We start from the raw sequence: 26,394 nt of genomic DNA on the forward strand, positions 1-26,394 counted from the left end.
TGAGGGGGAAGTTACAGCATATCCAGAAAGTCGGATTTTTTTTGCCGGGAAACAGGGATTTTATGATTGGATTCGAGGACCACATAGCCGTCCGTTTTAAGGAACTCCTTGATCTTGTTAAGGTTGATGATATAGGAGTTGTGGATTCTGAAGAAACTGTTGTCTGGCAAAAGGGCGTTTACTTCTTTCAATTTTTTGGTGAGCAGCATCTTTTGTCCATCGCGTAAAAAAATGGTGCTATAGTTTCCGTCGGACTCGGCATACAAGATGTCATCACTGTTCAGGAAAACCAGTTTGCCGTCCGTATTGATTGTAATTTTTTTACTGTGTGATTCCGCATTGAAGTTCAACAGGATTTTTTCCAGTTTTTCAACAGTGAGGTTCTTAGCGTTATGTTTTTTGATCTTTTCAATGGTAAGCTCCAGGTCGTCCGTGTCAATGGGCTTGAGCAGGTAGTCTATGGCCTCATTTTTCAGTGCCTTTAGCGCATATTGGTTATATGCTGTGGTAATGACTACCGGGAAGTTCTTGTTTTTCAGGTTTTTGATGAACTGGAATCCGTCCATTGCCGGCATTTCAATGTCGAGGAAGAGACAGTCGGGCGTGTGGTGTTCCAAGTACTTTAAGGCCTCGTGCGCATCGGTAAAGGAAGCAACTATGTCCACTTCATCACTAAGGTTGGTCAATTCCCAACTCAGGCTCTGTAGGGCCTTTACCTCATCATCGACTATAACCGCTTGTAACATCCTCAAAAAATGGTAATTCCATTCAAATTTAGGATTATTATGTATACAGTTTTCAAAATTATGTGCTGATGGATCTTTTACACGTATAACTGGATGGAAAAGCACAACATGTGGAATTCATTAAATAAGGTATGGAATTCGCGTCCATTTAAAAAAGTGCCCGCCTATGGCCCAAAACCAGAAAACCGATTATACAGAAAACAGCACCGTCCATACAAATGGACAAAATGCAGGGCGCCCACTTGGTTAACTTTGAACCGTCAAACTAGGAAAACTAGTGTAAAGAAGGAGTCTTATGAGAAAATGTGTCATATTGTTTGCCGTTTTTGTGGTGACCCTGATTTTGGCAGCGGTGGTTTTGCAATAAGAACAAGTGTTTATACCAATCCCCGCTAAGATAAGTTCATAACATATTACCAAAGAACCGTACGGCCGAAGCAACCAATCTCCTAGTACTAATGGGAACCGCTTGTAAAACACAACTTCGGTCGGACCATTGCACAGGACCGATTTTAGGTTTCGGGGGAACTACCTAGCATCAATATCCTGGTAATGGACAAGACACGAAGTGGCCGTACAGGTTGGTAATAGGGACTTGACAGAACCTAGAGCGTAATACCCATTCATAGATAAGACCAAGAAGTATGTTCGAATATACTTTTTGGTCTTTTTTTTCTTGTTCATCATTGGAAAAAAAACTTTCCAACATTTTCAATTGCGAAAGCCCAACGAACATCACTGGCCACCTTAGATTTCAACATATTGTGTTAAAAACTTTGCTCCCGTTTTGGTAAAACAGGCTTTATAGTCTGATAACATTTTTAAATCTTTGTTAGCCCTGTTCACAGGGAAATTTCCTTCCAAAATATTAACATTATAACACGCAATTATGTCAGCAGCAGTTGAGCCCATATTACAAGAAAACGAGGATAGATTCGTAATTTTTCCAATACAGCACCACGATTTATGGGATTGGTACAAAAAACAGGAGGCCTGCTTTTGGACCGCGGAGGAGATAGACCTGCATCAGGATCTTGCTGATTGGAACACCAAGCTGAGTGACGACGAGCGTTATTTCATAAAACACATACTCGCCTTTTTTGCGGCCTCTGATGGAATTGTGAACGAAAATTTGGCCGAGAACTTCGTGAACGAAGTGCAGTACTCCGAGGCCAAGTTTTTCTATGGATTCCAGATCATGATGGAAAACATTCACTCAGAGACCTACTCCTTGCTCATCGACACCTACGTGAAGGACGAAAAGGAAAAAAACATATTGTTCAAGGCCATTGAAAACTTTCCTGCCATAAAAAAGAAGGCCGATTGGGCATTAAGGTGGATAGAATCCCCAAGCTTTGCAGAACGTTTGATAGCCTTCGCCGCCGTGGAAGGCATCTTCTTTTCTGGAGCCTTCTGTTCCATTTTCTGGCTGAAGAAGCGCGGTTTGATGCCAGGACTTACCTTTTCCAACGAATTGATCTCAAGGGATGAGGGAATGCACTGCGACTATGCCGTGCACCTGCACAACAACCATTTGGTTAACAAAGTGTCCAAGGAACGTATCACAGAGATCATCACAAATGCACTGGACATTGAAAGGGAGTTCATAACAGAATCCTTGCCGGTGAGCCTAATTGGGATGAATGCCAAATTGATGACCCAGTACCTTGAGTTTGTGGCCGACAGGCTATTGGTGGAACTGCAATGCGATAAAGTTTACAACTCCACCAATCCTTTTGATTTTATGGAGATGATTTCCCTGCAAGGGAAGACCAATTTCTTTGAAAAACGCGTATCGGAATATCAAAAAGCCGGAGTGCTGAACAAGGAGAAGGATGTAGATTCACAGAAAATAAGCTTCGACGCAGATTTTTAACAAGACCAACGACCCGGGCCCCAAGGCGTTATTGATCTTGACCGAACAGTGGATTTCCACTGGCTACAAAATGCAAAATGGCATAACCAACAAGCACATCAACTAAAAAAACTCGTAGCGTATGTATGTAATTAAAAGAGACGGAAGAAAAGAGCCGATCATGTTCGACAAGATCACGGCCAGGGTCAGAAAACTTTGTTATGGGCTCAACGATTTGGTAGATCCCGTAAAAGTGGCCATGAGGGTCATAGAAGGTCTCTATGATGGGGTAACCACCTCCGAGCTGGATAATTTGGCAGCGGAAATAGCCGCCACCATGACCACCACGCACCCAGATTATGCAAAGCTGGCAGCCCGCATATCCGTTTCCAACCTGCATAAGAATACCAAAAAATCCTTCTCAGAGGCCATGAAGGATTTGTACGAGTACATCAACCCTAGAACAGGAAAGAAAGCACCCCTATTATCCGATGAGGTCTACAAGGTGATTTCTGAAAATGCCGACATATTGGATTCCACCATCATCTACAACAGGGATTTTGGGTACGATTATTTCGGTTTCAAGACCCTGGAGCGCTCCTATCTGCTAAAGATTAATGGAAAGATTGCGGAACGTCCCCAACATATGCTCATGCGGGTGGCCGTTGGAATCCATCTGGATGACCTGGATGCTGTCATCGAGACCTACGAGTTGATGTCAAAAAAATACTTTACGCACGCTACGCCCACCCTGTTCAACTCAGGTACTCCAAAACCGCAGATGTCATCTTGTTTTCTTTTGACCATGAGGGAAGACAGTATAGATGGTATTTACGACACCCTCAAACAAACGGCAAAAATTTCACAATCGGCCGGCGGAATCGGACTGTCCATACATAACGTTAGGGCCACGGGATCCTATATTGCCGGCACCAATGGAACTTCCAACGGAATAGTTCCCATGCTTCGCGTTTTCAACGATACCGCCAGATATGTGGACCAAGGCGGTGGAAAAAGAAAAGGCAGCTTTGCCATTTACGTGGAGCCATGGCACGCCGATATTTTCGACTTTTTGGATTTGAAAAAGAACCACGGAAAAGAGGAAATGCGCGCTCGCGATTTGTTCTATGCCATGTGGATTCCGGATTTGTTCATGAAAAGAGTGGAGGCCGATAGGGATTGGACACTTATGTGCCCCAACGAATGCCCTGGACTGTTCAGCTCACACAGTGAGGAATTTGAGGCCCTGTACACCAAGTATGAAGCCGAAGGAAAAGGACGCAAGACCATAAGGGCACGCGAGCTTTGGGAAAAGATATTGGAATCCCAGATTGAAACGGGAACACCCTATATGCTCTACAAAGATGCCGCCAACAGAAAAAGTAACCAAAAGAACCTGGGAACCATACGTTCCTCAAATCTGTGTACCGAAATTTTGGAATACACCTCGCACGATGAGGTGGCCGTGTGCAACTTGGCTTCCATAGCTCTTCCCATGTTCGTTAAAAAGGGAGAGTTTGACCACAAGGAACTTTTTAGGGTAACCAAGCGGGTCACCAAAAACCTCAACCGGGTCATAGATCGCAATTTCTATCCGGTAAAGGAGGCCGAGAACTCCAACATGCGCCACAGACCCATTGGATTGGGCGTGCAGGGATTGGCAGACGCTTTTATCATGTTACGATTACCGTTCACAAGCGACGAGGCCAAGAAATTGAACCAAGAAATTTTTGAAACCCTCTATTTTGCCGCAGTAACCGCTTCCATGGAACTGGCCAAAGAGGAAGGCCCTTACTCCAGTTACAAAGGTTCGCCCATTGCCCAGGGAGAGTTTCAGCACAACCTGTGGGGAATCAAGGATGAAGAACTATCTGGTCGCTGGGATTGGGGCAAGCTCCGAAAAGATATCAAAAAACATGGAGTGCGCAACTCCCTATTGGTGGCTCCCATGCCAACAGCTTCCACCTCTCAGATTTTGGGCAACAACGAATGCTTCGAACCGTACACTTCCAATATATATACCCGAAGGGTATTGTCTGGAGAGTTCATTGTGGTGAACAAGCACCTTTTGGAGGATTTAGTGAGTTTGGGCCTATGGAATGAAGGACTTAAACAGGAACTGATGCGGGCCAATGGCTCCGTGCAGCATATCGATGTGATTCCGGATGAGATCAAGGAACTCTACAAAACCGTTTGGGAACTCAGCATGAAAGATATTATCGATATGAGCAGGCAACGCGGTTACTTCATCGACCAAAGCCAATCCTTGAACCTGTTCATGGAAAATGCGAACTACTCCAAACTCACCTCAATGCATTTCTACGCATGGAAAAGCGGCCTTAAAACGGGAATGTATTATCTGAGGACCAAAGCGGCCGTGGATGCCATTAAATTCACATTGGACAATACCAAAAAGAAGGAAGTTCCAATCAGTGTGGCGGCAGAGGCCGAAGTGGAAGCTGCAACGGCAAAGACATTGGACGTGCAAACCTCACCGGTGAGCCCACAAGAGGTGGATGTTAGGCCAATGACGGAAGCCGAAATGAAGGAATTGATCTCGCGTGCCAAGGAAGGTCAGGCAGATGACGATTGCTTGATGTGCGGATCATAGTTTTGTACTGAATTTTTTTAGTATGTGATAGTGTTTATTGATTTTAATGCCTCGGAGAGTCCCACCCCACAAGAAAGACCTCCGAGGTATTTATTTTGTACGGATTCAGTGAAACAAACAAAAAAGCCTCCAATTTGGAGGCTTTTTTGTTCCTGAGTATCCAGGTTTAATAGAAGGGAGACCAGTCTTTTCCGCCAGTAAGCGTATCAACATCTCCACAGGCTATGTATTCGCCGGGAATAGGGGCATAGGCCAAAACCTCTTCACCAATATATTCTGAGGATTTATAGGCCCAAATGGCAATATTCCTTAGATCAGTGGCAAATGAAAAACGGGCCACATCGTCATCCAAAGCAGCTTCGCCCCCTTGCATAACAGCTTCCATATAGCTATTGATACTTTCTATTTGTGCTTCCTCCTCCTCGTCCGAACGTTTTAGCAAATAAGCCTTTAAAGTCGGCTCAATATCTTCCGCTTTCACATCCATCAAGGTTTCTTTGCCAGAATCGGCTAAAACTTTATCATAAAACCTATCCATTTTCATCTTCACAAAATCTTGCTGTTCCTTTGGAAAAACCTCATTGATAAAGGCATCGATAAAAACATGGACGTTCATTTCGGTGGCCGAGGGGGTATCGGTCTTTGGCAGAATGACATCAAGGGTCTGCGCGAGGGCGTAACCTTTGTCCTTTTCAAAGAAACTGGGGATCCATTCAGCATAATTGGGTTTCTTTTCACAGCCCTGCAGAATTCCCAGAAGCGTTGGGGTGGCAACGGCATAACCAAATGCCAAGCCCATATTTTTTAGTGCAGATCTTCTTTCCATTATAAATTTCCTTTTTTAAGTTCCTGGGCTGCATGGTTTGCCGCCCTTGCCGTAAAGGCCATATAGGTCAACGAGGGGTTGACACAGCTCGCCGAGGTCATAAAGGCCCCGTCCGTTACATACACGTTATTACAGGTATGTACCTGATTGTATCCATTGAGCACTGAGGTTTTAGGATTTAATCCCATGCGGGCAGTTCCCATTTCGTGGATTCCAAGCCCAAGTGCCCCTGGATTGTCGTGAGGCTTGACGTCTCTCAGACCAGCTTTTTCAAGCATTTCCACTGCCTGTTCTTTTATATCCTCCCGCATTTTCCATTCATTGTCCTTAAGCTCGGCATCAAAAGTTACCGTGGGCAATCCCCATTGATCTAATTTATCATAGTCCAGGGTCATTCGGTTATCTTCATAAGGCAACACCTCACCAAATCCGCCTATACCAAAGTTCCAGCTACCAGGCTTTAGTATGGCATCTTTCAATTCTTTTCCGTGCGATGTCTCAGCAATGATATCCTCCCAGTTGTTGCGGGTGGCACCACCCTGATATCCATAGCCTCTAATGAACCTATCCGTATTGGAACTGCCTCCAAGATTTCTGAACCTGGGAATATAGACCCCGTTCGGTTTTCTGCCTTTATAAAATTTATCCTCAAAGCCATCATATTTTCCCGAAGCTCCGACATTCAGATGGTGATCCATGATGTTTCTTCCCAATTGGTCAGAATCGTTGCCCAAACCATTGGGGAACCTGTCGGATTTCGATTGCATCAAGATCGCTGTAGAAGCGATTGCAGATGCGCAAAGGAAAATCACCTTCGCCTTAAATTCGAATTCTTCCTTTGTTTCCCGGTCTATGACTTTGACGCCAGTAGCCTTTTTGGTATTTGGATCATAGATTACCTCGTGAACAATGGAATCTGTTCGGAGCGTCATGTTCCCGGTCTTTTCAGCGGCAGGCAATGTGGAGGAAACACTGCTGAAATAGGCCCCAAAAGGACATCCCCGAATACATCGGTTCCTGAACTGGCAACGGGACCTTGCATCACCTTCAAATTTTTTGTCACTGTTTATGTGGGCCACACGACCAGCTGTGACCACACGGCCATCAAAGTGTTCGGCCACCTGCTCACGCACATGTTGCTCCAAACAGTTTAGTTCCATCATGGGCTCAAATACACCATCTGGCAATTGTGGCAGGCCCAAGGTCTCCCCGGCCACACCGATATAACTTTCCACCCGGTCGTACCACGGTGCTATATCCTTATACCTTACCGGCCAATCCACGGCAATACCGTCGTTCTTGTTTGCCTCAAAATCTAGATCACTCCAACGATAACTATGTCTACCCCACATGATGGAACGCCCACCTACATGGTATCCGCGCATCCAGTCAAAACGCTTGGTTTCATTGTAAGGATGGTCGATATCATCCACAAACCAAAAGTTATGGGGTGCCCTAACGGTGTACCCTGTCCTGGCCTGTTTTTCTTGCCGTGTAGCTTTTTCTGCGGGAAGTTCACCTGCATGGGGGAAATCCCAAGGGTCTTTGTGGGCTGTCGGATAGTCTTCACGGTGCTTTACCATGGGCCCTCTTTCCAATACCAAAGTCTTCAGTCCATTTTCACAAAGTTCCTTGGCGGCCCAGCCTCCACTGATACCCGTTCCAACCACAATGGCATCATAGGAATCCTGCTCCTCGTTGTAATAAAATTTGTTCATTTATGCGAATTGTTTAATTCCTAAATGTATTAATTATTAAATTAATTTTCTACATTTAAACCCTATGTTTATTGAGAATTCGGCACTATAACGTTGTAGTTTTTGAATTCTATATCAAATCAACCTAATAACACTAAAGATATGGCCAGTAAAGGCTTAGCACAGAAAAGTATTGCAGTAATAATGACAGTGGTTCTTTTTGGATTTCATTCCTGCAAACAAAATTCCAAGAAAGAAACTGCAGATGAGACTGCCGAAGAGGAAGTTGCCATGGAACAGTCCAAACCCGATATTAAACTTTCTTTGGCCCAATGGTCGATGCACAAAATGATTTTTGATGATGGCGTGGACCCATACACTTTTGCGGAAAAGGCAAGCCAATGGGGCTTTGAGGGCCTGGAGTATGTCAGTGCCCTTTACTACAAGGAACTTCAAGCACAGGATTTTTCCGAAGAGGCCATGAACAATTGGGTAGAAAAGAGCAAGGCGGAAAGCGAGAAATACGGGCTCACAAACCTTCTAATAATGATTGATGGCCAAGGGGACATCGCTGTAGAGGACGAAACCAAAAGAAAAGAAGCTGTTGAAAACCATTACAAATGGGTCGATGCTGCCGCTGCATTGGGATGTCATTCCATTCGGGTAAACTTGAACGGGAGCAAGGATCCAGAGGTTTGGATACCCACATCTGTCGCTGGTTTAACCCAATTGGCCAGCTATGCCAAGGGCAAGAACATCAACATTATTGTTGAAAACCACGGGGGACCATCTTCCAATGCCCAGCTTTTGGCCGAAGTAATGCAAAAAGTCGGCATGGACAACTGCGGCACCTTGCCCGATTTCGGCAATTTCTGCATCAAAAGGGAAGACGGGTCTTACTACGAATCAAAGTGTTTGGAAGAGTATGATAGATATGAAGGCACAAGGGAGTTGATGCCCTACGCCAAAGGAGTAAGTGCAAAGTCCTATAGTTTTGATGAGGAAGGGAATGAAACCAGAGTGGATTATCCGAGAATTATGGAGATTGTTTTGGAATCAGGGTACTCCGGTTTTGTGGGTGTGGAATATGAAGGCAGCGAACTGAGCGAGGAAGAGGGAATATTGGCAACCAAAAGGCTTTTGGAAAAGATATTGGATTAACCCATATAATTTGAGAGGGTAGATGAAGGCATTTTTACAGCAGCTCTTCGATTACAACTTTTATTGCAACAAAAAACTGATCGAGCAGTGCACTTCCCTGGAAAGGATTCCCGAGAAGAGCGTGCAGCTTTTCAGCCATATTTTGAACGCACACCTTGTTTGGAACCAAAGGATCCTGGGCAACCCAACAAAGGTGGATGTATGGCAGGTGCACGATGTGGCCCTGTGGGGCGATATGCACTATGACAATCAAAGAACATCATTTGAGATCATTACCAATACAGATGATTTTGCCAAGCGTGTGGATTATGAAAACAGTGAAGGAAGGATTTTTGCCAATGAGCTGAAGGACATCCTTTATCATATTGTGAACCATTCCACCCATCACAGGGGACAGATTTTGACGGATTTCAGGTCCGCCGGCCTTGCCCCCGAACCTTTGGATTATATCTTTTACAAACGATAATCAACTAACTACTAAATTGACACCATGAATTTAACAACGAAGTTTCAACTCTCCCTTATGATGTTTTTGGAATTCTTCATTTGGGGTGGATGGTTTGTAACCATGGGCATTTATTTGCCCAACACATTGAAAACTTCCGCAGGAGAAATCGCCATGGCCTATTCCACCCAATCCTGGGGCGCCATCATTGCTCCGTTCATTATTGGGTTGATAGCAGACCGCTACTTCAATGCAGAGCGTATTTTGGGAATTTCCCATTTGATAGGGGCGGTCCTAATGTATCAATTGGCGAACGCTGTGGATTTTGGGGCGTTCTATCCCTACGTTTTGGGTTACATGATCATTTATATGCCAACCTTGGCCTTGGTAAACGCTGTGGCATTCAACCAAATGAAGGACCCTTCCAAGGAATTTGCCTTTGTACGGGTTTTTGGCACAATCGGATGGATCGTGGCCGGACTGGCCATAAGCTACTTTGGTTGGGACAGTGAGGTGGGAGTTGCCGAAGGCTTGCTCAAAAACACCTTTCTGATGGTTGCCGGGGCATCGGCCCTGCTTGGCCTGTTTAGCTTTACGCTACCCAAAACCCCTCCCAGGTCATCAAGGGGAGATAAGGTTTCGGTCTCCGATATTTTGGGATTGGATGCGCTTAAATTGCTTAAAGATCGCAACTTCTTGATTTTTTTCCTGGCCTCCATTCTCATCTGCATCCCTTTGGCATTTTATTATCAACATGCAGGACAGTTTCTTGGTGAGATCGGTGTGACCAATCCAGCGGGCAAAATGACCATCGGACAAATTTCTGAAGTACTCTTTATGCTCTTATTGCCCTTTTTCTTCAAACGGTTTGGATTTAAGATGACCATTTTGGCAGGAATGCTTGCTTGGACGGTCCGTTACCTATTGTTTGCTTATGGGGATGCAGGCGAACTTGCATTTATGCTGCTGATAGGAATAGCCCTTCATGGCATCTGCTACGATTTCTTTTTCGTCTCAGGGCAGATCTATACCGACTCCAAAGCCGGCGAAAAATACAAAAGCGCTGCACAAGGCCTAATTACCTTGGCCACATATGGTGTGGGCATGCTCATAGGATTTTGGGTGGCCGGAAAAATCACAGATTCCTACTCCGTATCGGAAAATGCGCACGAATGGATCAATATTTGGACGTTCCCCGCTATTTTTGCCGCAGTTGTGCTTGTGCTTTTTGCCATGCTCTTTAAAAACGAAGAAATAGAATACAAAGAATAGAACAATGCCGAAAAAAATCAGACTGGGAATACTTGGAGGTGGAGGCGATTCATTGATAGGTGTGCTTCACAGGATAGCCGCTTTCATAAACGACAACTATGAAATCACGGGAGGTGTCTTCAATGCGGTATACGAGGAAAGCATCAAATTTGCAAAGGAGATTGATATTCCCACTGACCGCATCTATGGCGATCTTGATGCCCTGGTTGAAGCGGAGCTAAAACTTCCAAAAGAAGAACGCATACAAGTTTGTTCCATACTTACCCCAAATTTTTTGCACTTTCCCATGGCAAAAAAGCTTTTGGAAAACGGGTTCCATGTCATCTGTGAAAAACCCATGACCACCACCTATGAGGAGGCCAAAATATTGCGGGACACGTTGAGGAAGGCGGGGACTGTTTTTGCGGTCACCCATACCTATACCGGTTATCCCATGGTGCGCCAAATGCGCGAAATGATCAAGGAAGGCGCAATCGGCAAAATCCACAAAGTGGATGCGCAATACTACCAAGGATGGATGAACCCTATTATCCATGATAAGGAAAAACGTTCCACAGTATGGCGCTTGGATCCCAAAAAGGCGGGCATCAGTTCTTGCATGGGCGACATAGGTGTGCATGCCTTCAATATGATAGAGTTCACCACTGGATTGCAGGTTGAGTCACTGCTTTGTGACTTCAACTACCTATATGACGACAACCAGATGGACATGGACGGTACCGTGCTCATCCGTATGGGGAAACATGTAAAGGGCATCATTAGGGCAAGCCAGGTCGCAACAGGAGAGGAAAACAATCTATCCATTGCCATTTATGGTGATAAGGGAGGACTGAAATGGGAACAGGAGAATCCCAATTATCTATACAAACTGAACGACCCTGAACCTTTGCAGGTATACAAACCGGGTCATCAATACAACTCCAAACTTTCCTTGGATGGCTCCAAGTTGCCTCCCGGTCATCCCGAAGGTATTTTCGATGCCATGGCAAACATTTACCTAGGCGTTTCCAAAGCCATAAGAGGACAGGAATATAACGACGGGGAATTCCCAACAATAACGGATGGGGTCCGTGGACTGAACTTTATTGAGGGCACTGTGGCTTCCCATAAAAAAGGGAATGTTTGGATAAACTTGGATTAACCACCTTACAATAAATCATGAAGGATGATGGTCGCCCGAAGGGCGGCCATTATTTTTGAAAGAGATTTTCAAACTCCTCAAAAACAATGATCATGCTTTCCCTTGGGATTTTACCAAACGCGGATAGTTCCCGGGTATAGTAGTCCCAATGGGTTTTTTTCCAATGCTCCAGACTTTTGTCGCCCTCCCCTTCCAAACGGGCATGTTCTTCCCGAATGCTGAAAAAGGGAACCAACCTTACCGATGTGGTCCGAATAATGCATTTAGCCTTTCCCGACCAATCGGTCACAACGGCAAAATCCCCGATTCTGGGAAGTTCCTCATGCCTGTGTTGCAAGCCCAGGAGCGAATGTGAAGTGGCCCTCTTTATGTCTTTGCAGACCAAATCGGCACAGGTATTGGCATCTTTTTCGTTATCGCAAAAATGAAACACCTTCGGAGCATCTTCGGAGGCGAACTCCAAGTGTTTGTCTAAAAAATCGCCCCAAAGATTTCGGGCGGAAGCATTTTCCATAAGTAGTATTTAAGAAGATTTATAACACACTAATTATTAACGAATGGTTATATTTATGTTTTGCTACGATTGGGGCAAAGAATCGTAGATTTTTCTTAAATATATGGGATAATTCGTAATTATTTGCGGATCTACCCAAACCTAAAACCAAATTTAATGAGGACAATAAAAGGACCAGCCGTATTTCTGGCCCAGTTTGTGGACAATCAACCCCCCTTCAACTCGTTGGACGGAATGTGTAAATGGGCTGCCGACCTGGGTTATAAAGGCATTCAGATTCCCACGTGGGAGACATTCCTGATCGACCTGGACAAAGCCGCCGAAAGCCAGGATTACTGCGATGAGCTCAAAGGAAAGATAAACTCTTATGGACTGGAGATCACCGAGCTGTCAACACACCTACAGGGACAATTGGTGGCCGTACATTCTGCATACGATATTATGTTCGACAATTTTGCCCCTGATGCCCTAAAGGGCAAACCTAAGGAAAGAACAAAATGGGCGATTGAAACCGTAAAAAAGGCGGCCACTGCAAGCAGAAGACTGGGAATAAAGTCCCACGCCACTTTTTCTGGGGCGTTGCTTTGGCACACAGCCCATCCCTGGCCACAGCGACCTGCTGGTTTGGTGGAAATGGGATTTGGGGAACTGGCCAAAAGATGGATGCCCATACTGAATCATTTTGATAAGGAAGGGGTAGATGTTTGCTATGAGATCCATCCCGGAGAGGATCTGCACGATGGTGATACTTTTGAAAGATTCTTGGAGGCCACAGGCAACCATAAAAGGGTCAACATTCTGTACGACCCCAGTCATTTTGTTTTGCAACAATTGGATTATATAGCATACATTGACCATTACCACGAGTTTATCAAGGCCTTTCATGTCAAGGATTCGGAATTCAATCCAACTGGAAAAAAAGGTGCTTTTGGGGGCTACAACGACTGGGGCGATAGGGCTGGAAGATACCGTTCGCTTGGGGATGGACAAATCGATTTCAAGACCATTTTTTCCAAACTTACGCAGTATGGGTGCGATGTTTGGGCTGTTATGGAATGGGAATGCTGCATCAAAAGTCCTGAACAGGGTGCCAGGGAAGGAGCAAAGTTCATCCAAGATCATATAATTGAGGCAACCACAAAAACTTTTGATGATTTTGCCGGTGCGGAAATCGATTCCGAACAGCTTAAAAGAATATTGGGACTATAAAAATACCCACCAAACATCAACCTTAAAATCGAAAAAATTAGGATATGACCAGAACAAATATCATTTCATTGGCATTTTTTATGGGGGCTTTCGGATTTCTTTGTGCCCAGGAAAAGGAACCGACCAACCCGGAAGCAACCGAGGCCTACGAACCGATTCCCCCCAAAGTTGTTCCGGGAAAAAATGGAGCACCACCCAGCGATGCCCTTGTGCTTTTTGATGGCACTGACCTAGATGCATGGATCAGTGCTGTTGATAGTACGGAGGCCAAATGGCATCTGAACAATGATGGCAGCATGACGGTGAGGGACAAGAGCGGTGACATCCAGACCAAAAGAAATTTTGGAAGTGTCCAGTTGCATTTGGAATGGAGATCCCCCAAGGAAGTGAACGGACAGGGCCAGAGCAGGGCCAACAGCGGAGTTTTTCTACAAAAACGATACGAAGTGCAGGTATTGGACAACAATGACAATGACACCTACGTAAATGGCCAGGTAGGCTCAATATACAAGCAAAGTGTTCCCTTGGCCATGGCTTCGGTGCCCTCGGGAGAATGGAATACCTATGACATTATATTCCATACCCCACAATTTAGTAGGGGAGGAAACCTAACCAAACCGGCTACTATGACAGTGCTTCACAATGGGTTGCTTATACAGGACCATTTCGAGCTTGAAGGTCCAACAGAATATATCGGTTGGCCGACATACCAAGCGCACGGTAAGGGACCAATAGTGCTACAGGACCATCGGGACAATAGCCGGGTGAGCTATAGGAATATTTGGGTAAGGGAGCTCGATTAAAAGTTTTGATAATGGGCGGACAGCCGTCAACCCTTGCCATGAGCTATTTTGGTTACCTTTGACAAAATTTATCATTCTTTATGATACAATCCATGACCGGCTTTGGAAAACATGTGGTTCAATTGCCTTCCAAAAAAATTACCGTAGAGCTTAAATCGCTCAATAGCAAAAGCTTGGACATCAATGCCAGAATGCCTCAATCCTACCGTGAAAAGGAGCTGGAACTGCGCAAAATGATAGCAGATACCTTGATCCGGGGCAAAGTGGATTTCGGACTCTATGTGGAGATCACTGGGGAGGAGACCACAGCGGAAATTAATCAGGGCGTGGTCAAAAAATATATGGAACAATTGTCCCAAATCGCCCAGGGAGATGACCTCAAATTGCTAGAACTTGCGCTTCGCATGCCAGACACCTTAAAAACGGATAAGGACGATATGGATGCCGATGAGTACGAAGCCATAAAAAAGGCCATGGAACAGGCGCTTATGGAAATAGATGATTTCCGCAGTGAGGAAGGGAAGGTTTTGGAAAAGGATTTTGTGCAGCGTATTAAAAATTTGAACGATTTGCTCGTAGAAATCAAGGAATTGGATCCGGAGCGTCTGGGAACAATCAGGGAAAGACTTGATAAAGCAGTCGCCGATTTGAAAGTGGAGGTCGATGCCAATCGATTTGAACAGGAATTGACCTATTATCTGGAGAAGTACGACATTACTGAGGAAAAAGTGCGGTTGGCCAATCACCTGGATTATTTTGAGAATACCTTACATTCTGCCGATTCCAATGGAAAAAAACTTGGTTTTATCGCTCAGGAAATAGGTAGGGAGATAAATACCATTGGCTCCAAGGCCAATTATGCGCCCATGCAGCAATTGGTGGTGCAAATGAAGGACGAACTGGAAAAGATCAAGGAACAAATGCTCAATGTATTATGACCGAGGGAGGAAAACTCATCATTTTTTCGGCCCCTTCCGGTAGTGGAAAGACCACTCTGGTCAGGTATTTGTTGGACCAGCCCGAACTGAACCTGGCATTTTCCGTTTCTGCCACCTCACGGCCCCGAAGGGGAAAGGAAAAACATGGGGTCAATTACTACTTCATGTCCATTTCGGAGTTTAAAAACCATATAAAAAAGGGTGATTTTTTGGAATGGGAAGAGGTGTATAGGGACAATTTTTATGGCACCTTAAAAAGTGAAGTGGAACGCCTCTGGGCCGATGGAAAGAACGTTATTTTTGATATTGATGTGGTTGGGGGGCTGCGCATAAAGAAAAAATACCCGGAGCGTACACTGGCGGTATTTGTGAAACCTCCCAGTGTGGATGAACTCAAGATACGATTGAAGAAGCGGAGCACGGAAAGCGATGACAAGATAAACATGCGCGTGGCCAAGGCTTCCGTGGAGCTTGCCACAGCACCACAATTTGACAAAGTCATAAAAAACTACAATCTCGATGTAGCCCTTAAAGAAGCACACCAATTGGTGGCCGATTTTTTGGGTGTAAACATTCCCAAGCAAGAAGAGGAATAGATCAATGAAAAAAGTTGGGCTGTTTTTTGGAACCTTCAACCCCATACACATAGGTCATTTGGTCATCGCCAACCACATGGTTGAGTTTTCCGATTTGGATGAGGTATGGTTCGTCATCACACCACAGAGTCCATTCAAAACCAAACAGTCCCTGTTGGATGATCACCATCGTTACCAAATGGTCTATGAAGCCGTTAAGGATTACCCCAAACTGAAACCCAGCAAAGTCGAGTTTGACTTGCCCCAACCCAATTATACCGTGGATACCTTAACCCATTTGTATGAGCAATATGGGGAACAGCATGAGTTTGCACTGATCATGGGCGAGGATAACCTGAAGAGCTTTCACAAATGGAAAAATTATGAGGCCATTTTGGAACTCTATCCCATCTATGTGTACCCCCGAATTTCGAAGGGAGCCGTTGACCATCAATTTGAGGGACACCCAAAGATTTCCAAGGTGGACGCACCAATTATGGAAATATCATCCACCTTCATAAGAAGTCAGCACAAAAAAGGAAAAAATATAAGGCCACTTCTTTCGGAAAGCGTTTGGCTGTATATGGACGAGATGAATTTTTATAGGTAAAGCTTACCTGAATGCCATTATTTGGCGGTTACGACACTCACCATGCTGTCCGCTGTGCCATAATAGAGATACCACTGCCCGTTGAAGCGCACCAAACCTTCCAAAAAGGTGGTTCCATCCTTGTACTGGCCAGATTTTTCAAAAGGAAGTTCTGGCTTAATGAAAGGCGCATCTCCCCGGTCGAGCAATTTCCAAGGCTCTTGGGCATCAAAGAGGGCCTGTCCCCCGGTATAGACCCTGTTGCCCAAATGGGAAACACCTATGTTCTGCGAATTACCTGCATTATAGAGCATCACAATGCCTTCATCGGTGAGCAGGGGTGGAGGGCCTGCTTCCACCAACCACGAATCAAAATATCCAGGTCTTGGACTCAAAACAGGCGCTAAAGTTCCCTCATAGGTCTCAATGGGCTCCCAGTCCACCAAGTTTTCAGAACTGGCCAACCAAATATGGGGCACGCCGTAGTACATCCAATATTTACCATTGATTTTGGCCGCTACAAGTTTTCCATTCTTGAGTTGGGTGATAATGGCACCAGATTTTGTCTCCCGATCTAAATAGACACCTTCCCTATGTTTTTGAAATGCAGGGCCATGTTTTTCCCAATTCATCAAATCGGTTGAAGTGGCCACTGCCAACCGAGGAACTTTCCGGTTCCATTGCGTATAGGTCAGCACGTACAGCCCATCTTCGGTTTCCACGATACGTGGGTCTTCCACACCTCCAGGCCATTCATTCTTTTTTTGGTCATCTTCTGCGGGATAAAATGCAGGGACCGCTTTTTTGTTGTAAACAAGACCATCCACCGAAGTGGCCATTCCAATTCTGGAACGGTGTCCACCAATTTCCTGTTCCCCTAATTTTTCCTCGGCTCTATAAAGCACAAATAGGGTATCGTTTTTTATGATGGCCGCCGGATTAAAAGTGGCCATGGATTCCCAATGGACATCTTCACCCGTGATGGGATCCGTAAACCGCGAGGCAGCATCTTTCTGGAGTATGGGCTTTGCATTTTGGGGTCTATGGAAGGGACCGAGCATCCACTCTTTTTCCTTGTGTTGTGCTTGGAGTGAAATGTTGGCAAAGAGTAGGGCAATGACGGGTAAGCACTTTAAAATGAATCTCATCTTTTTATTTTTGCAAGTGATCGGTGCCCAGATAGGCATCATTGTTGTTTACATACCAAGACCTCACCTTTGGCATTTTGATACCATTGATTTCTTCCAACCCTTCCAAAAGGATGTATTCACCATCATTTTTCGCCTCTTCATGATAAAACTGGTACACTTCCATGGCATATGTATTGGGGTCGAAGTAAAAATACCAAACATCTTTGCCGACCGTTTCATCATAGTTCACCTTCAGCACCAAATATTCCTTCCCTTTAAACTTTCTTGTATGTACATTAGGGTCCAGTAAGGTTCCAGGGTCCTTTAGTTTCATGGGCAAACCGTAGAGATAGGTATAGTAGTTGCGCATCATTTTACCCCTATCGCAGGTCAACCTATGGGTTTTTCTATCCTCTTCGGAAATCTGTGAGGACCCATTGAGGGTTGTCGTGCAGCGTTCACCATCGAATACGTAGCTGTAAACGGTCTCATCCTTTTCCACATTCAATTCAAATGTTCGCCCTGGATGGTCCATGGAAATGGCACTCAATCGGTCGCTGGAATTGGGCGTTTTCATCAAAACCTTGAACGAGCCCTTAAAAGCCTTCCATTGCCCATTGGGGTCATGAAAGGCTATGGTACTGTCCAATAAATCGGTTGGGGTGATTTTCTGGGAATACAATGGATTGCCTCCACAGAAAATCAAAAATGATAGACAGAGAATGTTCCGCATGGAAACAAAAGTACACAAAGTTCCGGTTGTGTTACTTTCTTTCTACCCGTGCCGGTTCCACGGTGCTGTCGTGTTCACGGTAATACTGCTCCAAAAGATTCATCATGGCGGTCATCAAATCCTTGGTCTCCAACAAAAGGGAAAAATACAGGGTAGTGTTCTTTGGACTGGATTCCTCGGCCCTGGTTCTGGCAACCTGGATGTCTATTTTTTGGGATACCAAATCATAGAGCTCCTGCTTTGAGCTCAAAATGGCCCCAATTTGTTCAAAGGATTTTTCTTCGAACGCTTTCTGGGCATTGTCAAATATTTCCTCGAGCTTAAGATCAATTTCCTTCAACTCTTTGATTTGGTTATATTTAAGCTTTTTGTGGTTATTGTTGACATGGTTATAGCTAACCTTACCAATATATTCGAGCGATTGGGACATGTCCGTCAAATGGGCCATGGCATTTATATAAAAATTACTGGCACCAATATGGGCTTCCTCCAGATTTTTGATGAAGTAGAAGGTATGCTCCCGAAGATCCTCAATCTCCATGGCAAGTTTGTTGCCCTGTTTTTTATTCTTCTTCAACAGGTCAAGATCTTTTTTGGCCAATCCGTTGATAGAATTCGAATAAATCTTGTTGCTTCGCTTTACAACATTGGCAATGTTCGCAGCACTTTCTTCAATTACACCTTGAATGGAACTGCTTTCCGCTTTTCTTAGGCGATCCTCGGCCTTAATTTCTTTTGTTTTTTTGTTGTAGGACACATAGTTCCTAATCAATAAAAGTACTGCGGCGAACAGGAGAATGGCTATCGCCGCCCCTTTTCCAAAACTTATCAGCGCAAGTACGGTTCCGGAGGCTATAAAGGCAATGATCGCCGTACTAAACCATCCCGCAATGACATTGAGTACACCAGCGACCCGATACACGGCACTTTCGGCACCCCAAGCCCTATCTGCCAAGGATGTGCCCATGGCCACCATAAAGGTTACATATGTTGTGGACAAGGGCAATTTCATGGAGGTAGCTATGGAAATCAATACGCTCGCTACCATTAGGTTCACCGAGGCCCTTACCATATCGAATGCCGGCAATTGTAGAACCTTGTCCTTTGAAAGTGTTATTACTGGTTTTTGGAATCTTTTGTCGATGGCGTGTTTCCAGGAATTGGGAACGATGGAGCTGAACCAAACGGAAACCGCAATGGAGAACCGAACGAGTCCTCTTGACAGAAAATTTGGTTGGAACCTTTCCTTGGCATCACCCTCTCTTGAAAGGTTAATCTCCGTGTCGGCTACATAACGGGCTTTTTTGGAGAGCCATAAGGTAACGACCATTACAATTCCGGATAAGAAAAGTAAAAGCGTGGGAGTCTCTACTTTTTCGGAAAGTACCTCCATGCTAAACTCAGAAGCGGGGACACCTGATGCAATCCAGGCCTCGTACGATTGCCAAGCAGCAATGGGTACTCCAATAAAGTTGACCAAATCGTTGCCAGAAAAGGCCAATGCCAGGGCAAAAGTGCCCACTCCAATAATAAGCTTGTATATGTTGGAATTGGCAAATTTGATGAACAAATAGGATATCAATGACCACAGTGCAAAGTTGACCACAACGATTTGATACACCTCTGTTTCGAGAAAATCCTTGATTTTAACACCTCCAATGAAATCATAGGTCTGTTCGGCAAACGGGGTCCCTTTAATTCCTTTTAAAAGAATAAAATAGGTGATGGCCGAAAGTGCGGCACCTCCAAAGATGGCCCCGACCCATTTTGGTTTTTTAAGAAAATCATATGAGAGTAGAACTCTTGAGACCCATTGCACAAATGCCCCAATAGTAAATGCAATGACCACGGAGGATAGGATACCAGTGATAATGCTCAACGCTTTGTCCGTGTTTATATATTGGATTACATCGGTGAAATTACCGCCTTCGTCACCAATTTTCAGGAATGCCATGGCAACGGCGGCACCCAATAAATTGAAAACAATGGAGACTGTGGTAGATGTGGGCATCCCAAGTGTGTTGAAAAAATCCAAAAGCAGGATATCCGTGATCATGACGGCCATGAAAATGAACATGATCTCGTCAAAATAAAACTCACCTGGATTGAAGATGCCTTTTCGAGCAACTTCCATCAGGCCACTTGAAAAAATAGCACCACATGCAATGCCGATGCTTGCCACAATCATTATGGTCCTAAATGAAATAGCCTTGGACCCTATGGCTGAATTCAGGAAGTTGACGGCATCATTGCTTACACCAACAACCAGGTCGGCAATGGCAAGCACCGCCAAAGCAACCATTATTAAAAGATAAATATTGTCCATTGTTAAATTTCAAAAAATTGTTCAAATATCAAGAGAATGCCCTATCGTTAGGTTACGTAAAGGTTATTTTTTAAAAATGTACGTCCAATTGTAGTCTGTACATCAATTCATCAGTTCCATTTTGTACGTTCAAATAGCTCAAATCTGTCTGTACTTTCAATTTATGGCCCACAATATATTTGGACAAGCCCAAAGTATATTGTTGTTCTGGGTTTCTTCCAGTTATATTCTGGTCCAGCTTTATTGTTGTATACCTTCCTGAGATTTCCCAGTCTTTTCTTAAAAGATAGCCTGTTTGTAGGTTCAGTCCAGAACCAACTTGTACCACATCTCCTGTTTCTGTTCCATCGGAGTTTAATGCAATGGGAGCATCGGCATCACGCTTTGCATATTCACCCATAAGGGAAAACCCATTGTACTTGAACATAAGGTCCACGAATAGGGTATTGATGTCCGTCTCATAAAACCCGGTATCGTTGAACATATAGGAGCCCAGATTGCTCCTAGTTTTAACGGCGTCGGCATTGATGTCGTAGGTGGCAGCCAACATCAATTTTGGCTTAGGTTCCCTTGCCAGGTCGCTTCCGCTGTAATCTCCCTTGTTTTTGAATTTTCCAAATGGCAATAGTTCCAACCTTCCCGTATATTGATGCCCTCCTAGATTGCCTTCGGTGATATTTCTACCTTCTCCTTGGGAGAACGCCAGTTTTTCCCTTACCAGAAAATTTGGACCAATGTTGAAATGGTGCCTCAATTGAAAACCAATGTCCCGGTCTATATTGAACCGACTGTTCACCAAGGAACGATCTACCTGTTGCATATTGCCAGAGGAAATCACCCGTTCAATATTTCCAGGTAACTTGGTCTGTCCAAACCACAGTTCAAAGTTTTGGTAGAAATTCCACATAACCACGGCATCCAAAATATACCTGGGCGTATTTCGGGTGAATTCAGATCCTCCAGAGATATCACGATTGGAAAGCCCAAGTTCAATCTTGTACTTAAGCTTTGGGGTATATGCGAATCCATCAAACTTTAACCTCGCCCTTCGAACCAAAAAATTCTGTTCCGGATTTCCAAAGCCATCATTGTCATCGTTGCTCCAATCCGCAATGGCCAAAATTTGCATTCTGGTTCCTATTTTCATTGTCCAACTGCTGTCCTTGCCCACAATATTGAACAATCCTTTTCCGAAAGATGAAGAGTTTATTTCCTGAGCCCGGGAAAAGGGCACAAATAAAAAAAGTAGAGTAAAGCCAATAATGGCTAACTTTCTAGAATTCATTACGGTACTTGTTTTTGTCGCCGCAAATAACCGTACTTAATGTTAAGTAAACGTTGTTTTAGTGTTATATTAAGGCCCGAAAATAAAAAGCTACCTCGTGAGAGGTAGCTAAGGACTTCAAATCATAGTCGACAAAAACTAATAACCGTAAGAAATCCGCTCCAAAAGTTGCTTAACTACATGTCTTAGACGTAATGCTAAGTTTAAGTAATCATTAAACTTTGAACTCCTTATGGTTTATTGTTTGAATGAAATTGAGTATTCTTGGAGTATACCTAGCGTTGGATGTATATTGCGCCAATAATATGATATGGACTGGGAACGGCTACTTTCCTTGAAACGACAGGGGGATGTTAACAAAAGACTCCGCAAAGAGCAGAAAGAAACACGTTTGGGTTTTGAGGTCGACTATGACCGGATCATCTTTTCTTCAGCTTTTAGGAGCCTTCAGGATAAGACGCAAGTGATTCCGATGCCCATCCATGTGGGGTCCAAGAAGGATTTTGTGCATACCCGGCTTACCCACAGCCTTGAGGTTTCAGTGGTTGGCAGAAGCTTGGGTAGGATTGCCGGACAGGAAATTTTGTCCAAGTACCCCCATCTCGGTGAGGTTCATGGATACCATTTCAACGATTTTGGGGCCATTGTTGCCGCTGCGGCCCTGGCGCACGATATTGGCAACCCGCCCTTTGGTCATAGTGGGGAAAAGGCCATTGGCAATTATTTTGAGAGTGGCCCAGGGTCAAAGTACAGGGAAAGTCTCTCCAAAGAGGAATACCAAGACTTGATAGATTTTGAGGGCAATGCCAACGGGTTTAAACTGTTGACGGAGTCAAGGGATGGGGTTCCCGGCGGACTACGGCTAAGCTATGCCACCTTGGGAGCCTTTATGAAGTATCCAAAGGCTTCACTGCCCAAAAAGCCGTCAAAACATATCGCAGATAAAAAGTTTGGGTTCTTCCAGTCCGAAAAACAGTTTTTTCTGGAAGTTGTGGAGGAGATTGGATTGGCCAGGAACCCTGGCAATTCCGGAGTGGGATTTTACAGGCATCCCTTAACATATTTGGTAGAGGCGGCAGATGACATTTGCTATACCATTATAGATTTTGAGGACGGCATCAATCTGGGGCTGATCTCGGAGGAATATGCACTGGAATATCTCATCAACCTGGTCAAGGACAGCATCAACATTAAAAAGTACAATGCCATGACCAATGCCAGTGATCGGTTGAGCTATTTGCGGGCATTGGCCATAAACACCCTGATCTCCGACGCCATTGATGTCTTTGTGCAGAACGAAACCGAAATAAGGGATGGAAGCTTTGGCACCGCACTATTGGAAAAGGGGAGGTACAGGGCGCAGGTTGAGGACATTATTAACCTGAGTGTTCAAAAAGTATACCGGTCGACAGAGGTAACCGATAAGGAATTGGCAGGATACAGAATCATTTCGGACCTGCTTGAGGTCTACACCTCAGCTTTGGTGAATGCCATGCATGGCAAGGCCACCAATTATGACCAATTATTGATTCGGAGTCTGCCTGAAAATTATAGGAACACGGATACGAGTCTTTATAAAATACTTTTGGACACCAGTTGCTTCGTTGCCAGCTTGTCGGACAGTGCAGCCGTGCACATGCATAACAAGGTTATGGGGCGGCAGTTCTAAAAAGTGTACAGCAGCCCGATGCCCAGCAATTGCTTAAACTGGATTCGGGGCACCCCTGAGTCGATTATGGTGCCATCATCGGCGATGATCTCATCAAATTTAATATCGTCATCAAAAATCAAGTGGGTGCCAATATTGGCATTGATGTACTGGTTCACTTTTAAGTTGAAGTTAAGCTCCCAATCCACATCCACATTGCCAAAACTCAATAGGTAATCGGTGTACAAACTGATACGGTGGTTCATCAATATGTTCTTGATGATTTCCTTTTCCCAGGTATTGGTCACCAAAAATCCCAGTTCCAGAAACACATTCTCCCCACTTTCCACACCAAAGGCCCCCTGTTCGGATAAGGTTTCGTCCAGTACAAATGTGGATTTCAAGGTTGCTGGGGATATGAACAGGTCAAATTTTTTGCCCGCCGAGATGTAGGACTTGCCCATACCCAAAAAAAGGTATCCAGGAGACATGAACCTCGATATCGGGTTATCCCTATCCGGATATTTGAAACCGTTGGAAAACTGGGTGTTGAAATTGGCCTTGAACGAATAGTACCAATTGGTGATGGTATCCTTTCTGTAGCTGATGGTGGAAGACAGCCTTATTTGGTCATCTGTTTTCCGGAGCTTTCTTCCTTCTTGCGCATTGATGCCATAACGGAATATGATCTCATTGTCCCAGTTAAAGTACCTGAACTTGTAGTTTCTTTCAAAACGCATGTTGGCAAGCGCCGAAACCGAATTATCGCCCCCGGCGTTCCAGTTTACAAAGGCAACTTCATTAATGTTCAGGCCAAATTCGTTCGTTTTGTCCCAAAAAGAGGTCGGAATAAAGCGCTTGTATCTTTTTCTAACTGGCTTCACACGGTTCAAAACGGTTCTGGGATCGGTGAGTTTGGCGCCCCGCTTAAGATATTTCAGCTTCACGTCCTTTATGCGCACCACCTTAAAGCCCACTTCGCTGCTGTCGCGTTCAAAGACTTTGAGATTTGTCACCTGGGCTTCGGCAGAACGAACTACAAAAAGGAAAAGGATACAAATACCAACTATTCGCATTGTTTCAAAGCTGATTTTAAGTAGGAACGGATGGATTCAAAATCTATGCCCGCCAAGCTGTGGGTTTCCTCCATGGTTCCATGCGCAATAAACCGATCGGGTATGCCGAAAATCTTGATGGGCTTAGAAAAGGCTTCTTTATTGGCAAATTCGAGAATGGCCGAACCAAAACCTCCCATTTCGCAGCCATCTTCAATGGTGACTATATGGTCATAACCTTTAAATATTTTTTTTAGCATTTTTGAATCCAAGGGCTTTATGAAGCGCATATCGTAGTGGCCCACATGTTCTGGATGCTCTAGGTCTTCCAATATTTTGGCCACCATGTTGCCCACATGACCTATGGTCAAAACAGCAATGGAACTGCCTTCTTTCAAACATCTTGCCGAGCCGATTTCAATAGCGGAGTATTCTTTTCTCCAATCCAAGTTGACCCCTCTTCCCCTTGGATATCGAATAGCAAGCGGACCGTTTTTGTGGAACTGCGCAGTGTACATGATGTTGCGAAGTTCCATCTCGTCCATTGGAGCAAATAGGGTGAGATTCGGGATACATCTCAGATAGGCGAGATCGAAGACCCCATGATGCGTGGGCCCATCGTTACCGACAAGACCTGCTCGGTCCAAACAAAAAATAACGGGCAGTTTTTGTAATGCCACATCGTGAATGACTTGATCATAGGCCCGCTGCAAAAAGGTGGAGTAAATATTGCAAAAGGGAACAAGGCCCTGGGTTGCCATTCCGGCTGCAAGGGTAACCGCATGTTGCTCTGCAATGCCAACATCAAATGCACGGTCGGGAATCGCATCCATCATAAGCTTCATGGAGCTGCCCGTGGGCATGGCCGGGGTGATGCCAACGATAGTTTCATTTTCAAGGGCAAGTTCCACCAGAGTATGTCCAAAAACATCCTGGTATTTGGGAGGCAGGGGTTCTTGACTTTTTTTTAGTTGTTCTCCAGTGTGTTTGTCAAATTTTCCGGGAGCGTGGTAAACCACTTGGTCTTCCTCCGCTTTTCTGAGCCCTTTTCCCTTGGTGGTTATTATGTGGAGGAATCGAGGCCCCTTATTTTTTTTGATTCGTTCCAGTTCCTCTACCAATTTGGGTAGGTCGTGTCCGTCCATTGGACCTGAGTAGTCCAAGTTTAGGCATTCAAACAAATTCTCATCCTTTGCTGTGCCGGATTTCACATTGGTCAGATATTTTTTGAGGGCACCAACACTGGGATCAATTCCAATGGCATTGTCATTCAGCACAATGAGCACATTGGCATCCGTTACACCGAGATGGTTCAATCCTTCGAAGGCCATGCCACTGGCGATGGAGGCATCCCCTACCACTGCAATGTGCTGTTTGGAGGTTTCCCCTTTGAGTTGTGAAGAAAGGGCCATCCCCAAAATAGCGGAGATTGCGGTGGAACTGTGTCCGGTCCCAAAATCGTCGAACTCACTCTCATCCCGTTTTGGAAAACCGCTTATGCCCCCAAGCTGCCTGTTGGTGTCAAAAACTGCTTTTCTCCCGGTCAATATTTTATGACCATAGGCCTGATGGCCAACATCCCATATGAGTTTGTCGTTGGGCGTATCAAAAACATAGTGAAGGGCAATGGTGAGTTCCACAACGCCCAGGCTGGCACCCAAATGCCCTTCTTTCGAGGAAACCACATCAATGATGAAGTCCCTTAGTTCTTGGGCAAGCTGAGGCAAGCTTTCCACAGGAAGCTTTCTAAGGTCGTTAGGTGAATTGATATGTGGTAAAAGCTTTTTCAATGGACGAAAAACAAAAGTACCTATTATTGATCAAAATTTTTTATG

General features: G+C 44.7%; 22 protein-coding genes. 12 read left to right on the plus strand and 10 right to left on the minus strand.

Annotation, left to right across the window (positions count from 1 at the left end):
• Positions 1 to 11: 11 nt before the first annotated feature.
• Positions 12 to 746 (minus strand): LytR/AlgR family response regulator transcription factor, encoded by a 735-nt coding sequence (locus tag K7G75_RS03850; protein ID WP_222982903.1) that lies wholly within the window; start codon positions 744 to 746, stop codon positions 12 to 14.
• An 889-nt stretch (positions 747 to 1,635) separates the two neighbouring features.
• Between K7G75_RS03850 and K7G75_RS03855 the strand changes: the two genes are divergently transcribed.
• Positions 1,636 to 2,622, plus strand: a complete 987-nt coding sequence (locus K7G75_RS03855) for a ribonucleotide-diphosphate reductase subunit beta (protein WP_222982904.1) — start codon at positions 1,636 to 1,638, stop codon at positions 2,620 to 2,622.
• 121 nt (positions 2,623 to 2,743) lie between these two features.
• Positions 2,744 to 5,212, plus strand: a complete 2,469-nt coding sequence (locus K7G75_RS03860) for a ribonucleoside-diphosphate reductase subunit alpha (protein ID WP_222982905.1) — start codon at positions 2,744 to 2,746, stop codon at positions 5,210 to 5,212.
• A 166-nt stretch (positions 5,213 to 5,378) separates the two neighbouring features.
• Here K7G75_RS03860 and K7G75_RS03865 read toward each other — a convergent pair whose 3' ends face one another.
• Both K7G75_RS03865 and K7G75_RS03870 read right to left on the minus strand, forming a co-directional pair.
• Positions 5,379 to 6,038, minus strand: coding sequence for a gluconate 2-dehydrogenase subunit 3 family protein (locus tag K7G75_RS03865; RefSeq protein WP_222982906.1), 660 nt, complete (start codon positions 6,036 to 6,038; stop codon positions 5,379 to 5,381).
• The gene (locus K7G75_RS03870; protein WP_222982907.1) at positions 6,038 to 7,756 is read right to left on the minus strand and encodes a GMC oxidoreductase; all 1,719 of its coding nucleotides are present in this window, start codon (positions 7,754 to 7,756) and stop codon (positions 6,038 to 6,040) included. Before K7G75_RS03870 ends, K7G75_RS03865 begins: the two co-directional genes overlap by 1 nt.
• A 141-nt stretch (positions 7,757 to 7,897) precedes the next feature.
• On the opposite strand from K7G75_RS03870, the gene K7G75_RS03875 reads away from it, so the two are divergent.
• Genes K7G75_RS03875 through K7G75_RS03890 form a run of 4 tightly spaced genes read left to right on the plus strand, consistent with a single transcriptional unit; the run spans position 7,898 to position 11,754 of the window.
• On the plus strand, positions 7,898 to 8,896 hold the full coding sequence (locus K7G75_RS03875; RefSeq protein WP_222982908.1) for a sugar phosphate isomerase/epimerase family protein: 999 nt from the start codon (positions 7,898 to 7,900) through the stop codon (positions 8,894 to 8,896).
• A 22-nt stretch (positions 8,897 to 8,918) separates the two neighbouring features.
• Positions 8,919 to 9,362 (plus strand): DinB family protein, encoded by a 444-nt coding sequence (locus K7G75_RS03880; protein ID WP_222982909.1) that lies wholly within the window; start codon positions 8,919 to 8,921, stop codon positions 9,360 to 9,362.
• Positions 9,363 to 9,386: 24 nt separating this feature from the next.
• Positions 9,387 to 10,613, plus strand: a complete 1,227-nt coding sequence (locus K7G75_RS03885; RefSeq protein WP_222982910.1) for a nucleoside permease — start codon at positions 9,387 to 9,389, stop codon at positions 10,611 to 10,613.
• Between the two features lie 4 nt (positions 10,614 to 10,617).
• Positions 10,618 to 11,754, plus strand: a complete 1,137-nt coding sequence (locus K7G75_RS03890; protein ID WP_222982911.1) for a Gfo/Idh/MocA family protein — start codon at positions 10,618 to 10,620, stop codon at positions 11,752 to 11,754.
• A gap of 49 nt (positions 11,755 to 11,803) precedes the next feature.
• Here K7G75_RS03890 and K7G75_RS03895 read toward each other — a convergent pair whose 3' ends face one another.
• The gene (locus K7G75_RS03895; RefSeq protein ID WP_222982912.1) at positions 11,804 to 12,268 is read right to left on the minus strand and encodes an ASCH domain-containing protein; all 465 of its coding nucleotides are present in this window, start codon (positions 12,266 to 12,268) and stop codon (positions 11,804 to 11,806) included.
• Positions 12,269 to 12,424: 156 nt separating this feature from the next.
• On the opposite strand from K7G75_RS03895, the gene K7G75_RS03900 reads away from it, so the two are divergent.
• From K7G75_RS03900 to nadD, 5 genes are all read left to right on the plus strand, one after another.
• Positions 12,425 to 13,477: a sugar phosphate isomerase/epimerase family protein gene (locus tag K7G75_RS03900; protein WP_222982913.1), complete on the plus strand. Its 1,053-nt coding sequence runs from the start codon at positions 12,425 to 12,427 to the stop codon at positions 13,475 to 13,477.
• 80 nt (positions 13,478 to 13,557) lie between these two features.
• Complete coding sequence (locus K7G75_RS03905; RefSeq protein ID WP_262420265.1) at positions 13,558 to 14,280, plus strand: 3-keto-disaccharide hydrolase; 723 nt, start codon at positions 13,558 to 13,560, stop codon at positions 14,278 to 14,280.
• An 80-nt stretch (positions 14,281 to 14,360) separates the two neighbouring features.
• A complete protein-coding gene (locus K7G75_RS03910; protein ID WP_222982915.1) occupies positions 14,361 to 15,218 on the plus strand; it encodes a YicC/YloC family endoribonuclease in 858 nt (285 codons plus the stop codon).
• Positions 15,215 to 15,814 carry a guanylate kinase gene (gene gmk / locus K7G75_RS03915; RefSeq protein ID WP_222982916.1) on the plus strand — a complete coding sequence of 200 codons (600 nt, stop codon included), beginning with the start codon at positions 15,215 to 15,217 and terminating at the stop codon, positions 15,812 to 15,814. Before K7G75_RS03910 ends, gmk begins: the two co-directional genes overlap by 4 nt.
• Positions 15,815 to 15,818: 4 nt before the next feature.
• Positions 15,819 to 16,403, plus strand: coding sequence for a nicotinate (nicotinamide) nucleotide adenylyltransferase (gene nadD, locus K7G75_RS03920; RefSeq protein WP_222982917.1), 585 nt, complete (start codon positions 15,819 to 15,821; stop codon positions 16,401 to 16,403).
• Positions 16,404 to 16,420: 17 nt separating this feature from the next.
• On the opposite strand, the gene K7G75_RS03925 is transcribed toward nadD, so the two are convergent.
• The 4 genes from K7G75_RS03925 to K7G75_RS03940 form a co-directional block, all read right to left on the minus strand.
• Entirely contained in the window at positions 16,421 to 17,530 is a 1,110-nt protein-coding gene (locus K7G75_RS03925; protein WP_222982918.1) for a glycoside hydrolase family 130 protein, read from the minus strand.
• A gap of 4 nt (positions 17,531 to 17,534) precedes the next feature.
• Complete coding sequence (locus K7G75_RS03930) at positions 17,535 to 18,245, minus strand: DUF6503 family protein (RefSeq protein ID WP_222982919.1); 711 nt, start codon at positions 18,243 to 18,245, stop codon at positions 17,535 to 17,537.
• 31 nt (positions 18,246 to 18,276) lie between these two features.
• A complete protein-coding gene (locus tag K7G75_RS03935; RefSeq protein WP_222982920.1) occupies positions 18,277 to 20,571 on the minus strand; it encodes an inorganic phosphate transporter in 2,295 nt (764 codons plus the stop codon).
• Positions 20,572 to 20,641: 70 nt separating this feature from the next.
• A complete protein-coding gene (locus tag K7G75_RS03940) occupies positions 20,642 to 21,856 on the minus strand; it encodes a porin (RefSeq protein ID WP_222982921.1) in 1,215 nt (404 codons plus the stop codon).
• Positions 21,857 to 22,166: 310 nt separating this feature from the next.
• Between K7G75_RS03940 and dgt the strand changes: the two genes are divergently transcribed.
• Positions 22,167 to 23,525 (plus strand): dGTP triphosphohydrolase, encoded by a 1,359-nt coding sequence (gene dgt / locus K7G75_RS03945; protein WP_222982922.1) that lies wholly within the window; start codon positions 22,167 to 22,169, stop codon positions 23,523 to 23,525.
• Here the strand turns inward: dgt and K7G75_RS03950 are convergent.
• Both K7G75_RS03950 and dxs read right to left on the minus strand, forming a co-directional pair.
• Positions 23,522 to 24,580, minus strand: a complete 1,059-nt coding sequence (locus tag K7G75_RS03950) for a DUF3078 domain-containing protein (protein WP_222982923.1) — start codon at positions 24,578 to 24,580, stop codon at positions 23,522 to 23,524. The two genes, dgt and K7G75_RS03950, sit on opposite strands and share 4 nt — an antisense overlap.
• Complete coding sequence (gene dxs, locus K7G75_RS03955; protein ID WP_222982924.1) at positions 24,571 to 26,349, minus strand: 1-deoxy-D-xylulose-5-phosphate synthase; 1,779 nt, start codon at positions 26,347 to 26,349, stop codon at positions 24,571 to 24,573. Before dxs ends, K7G75_RS03950 begins: the two co-directional genes overlap by 10 nt.
• Between the last annotated feature and the right edge of the window lie 45 nt (positions 26,350 to 26,394).

This window comes from Flagellimonas meishanensis (assembly GCF_019880545.1).
Taxonomy (GTDB): domain Bacteria; phylum Bacteroidota; class Bacteroidia; order Flavobacteriales; family Flavobacteriaceae; genus Flagellimonas; species Flagellimonas meishanensis.

What these genes read in the sequence shown, in the direction of transcription:
- K7G75_RS03850 (WP_222982903.1), bottom strand. Translation starts at nt 746, where the DNA reads ATGTTACAAGCGGTTATAGTCGATGATGAGGTAAAGGCCCTACAGAGC.
- K7G75_RS03855 (WP_222982904.1), top strand. Translation starts at nt 1,636, where the DNA reads ATGTCAGCAGCAGTTGAGCCCATATTACAAGAAAACGAGGATAGATTC.
- K7G75_RS03860 (WP_222982905.1), top strand. Translation starts at nt 2,744, where the DNA reads ATGTATGTAATTAAAAGAGACGGAAGAAAAGAGCCGATCATGTTCGAC.
- K7G75_RS03865 (WP_222982906.1), bottom strand. Translation starts at nt 6,038, where the DNA reads ATGGAAAGAAGATCTGCACTAAAAAATATGGGCTTGGCATTTGGTTAT.
- K7G75_RS03870 (WP_222982907.1), bottom strand. Translation starts at nt 7,756, where the DNA reads ATGAACAAATTTTATTACAACGAGGAGCAGGATTCCTATGATGCCATT.
- K7G75_RS03875 (WP_222982908.1), top strand. Translation starts at nt 7,898, where the DNA reads ATGGCCAGTAAAGGCTTAGCACAGAAAAGTATTGCAGTAATAATGACA.
- K7G75_RS03880 (WP_222982909.1), top strand. Translation starts at nt 8,919, where the DNA reads ATGAAGGCATTTTTACAGCAGCTCTTCGATTACAACTTTTATTGCAAC.
- K7G75_RS03885 (WP_222982910.1), top strand. Translation starts at nt 9,387, where the DNA reads ATGAATTTAACAACGAAGTTTCAACTCTCCCTTATGATGTTTTTGGAA.
- K7G75_RS03890 (WP_222982911.1), top strand. Translation starts at nt 10,618, where the DNA reads ATGCCGAAAAAAATCAGACTGGGAATACTTGGAGGTGGAGGCGATTCA.
- K7G75_RS03895 (WP_222982912.1), bottom strand. Translation starts at nt 12,268, where the DNA reads ATGGAAAATGCTTCCGCCCGAAATCTTTGGGGCGATTTTTTAGACAAA.
- K7G75_RS03900 (WP_222982913.1), top strand. Translation starts at nt 12,425, where the DNA reads ATGAGGACAATAAAAGGACCAGCCGTATTTCTGGCCCAGTTTGTGGAC.
- K7G75_RS03905 (WP_262420265.1), top strand. Translation starts at nt 13,558, where the DNA reads ATGGGGGCTTTCGGATTTCTTTGTGCCCAGGAAAAGGAACCGACCAAC.
- K7G75_RS03910 (WP_222982915.1), top strand. Translation starts at nt 14,361, where the DNA reads ATGATACAATCCATGACCGGCTTTGGAAAACATGTGGTTCAATTGCCT.
- gmk (WP_222982916.1), top strand. Translation starts at nt 15,215, where the DNA reads ATGACCGAGGGAGGAAAACTCATCATTTTTTCGGCCCCTTCCGGTAGT.
- nadD (WP_222982917.1), top strand. Translation starts at nt 15,819, where the DNA reads ATGAAAAAAGTTGGGCTGTTTTTTGGAACCTTCAACCCCATACACATA.
- K7G75_RS03925 (WP_222982918.1), bottom strand. Translation starts at nt 17,530, where the DNA reads ATGAGATTCATTTTAAAGTGCTTACCCGTCATTGCCCTACTCTTTGCC.
- K7G75_RS03930 (WP_222982919.1), bottom strand. Translation starts at nt 18,245, where the DNA reads ATGCGGAACATTCTCTGTCTATCATTTTTGATTTTCTGTGGAGGCAAT.
- K7G75_RS03935 (WP_222982920.1), bottom strand. Translation starts at nt 20,571, where the DNA reads ATGGACAATATTTATCTTTTAATAATGGTTGCTTTGGCGGTGCTTGCC.
- K7G75_RS03940 (WP_222982921.1), bottom strand. Translation starts at nt 21,856, where the DNA reads ATGAATTCTAGAAAGTTAGCCATTATTGGCTTTACTCTACTTTTTTTA.
- dgt (WP_222982922.1), top strand. Translation starts at nt 22,167, where the DNA reads ATGGACTGGGAACGGCTACTTTCCTTGAAACGACAGGGGGATGTTAAC.
- K7G75_RS03950 (WP_222982923.1), bottom strand. Translation starts at nt 24,580, where the DNA reads ATGCGAATAGTTGGTATTTGTATCCTTTTCCTTTTTGTAGTTCGTTCT.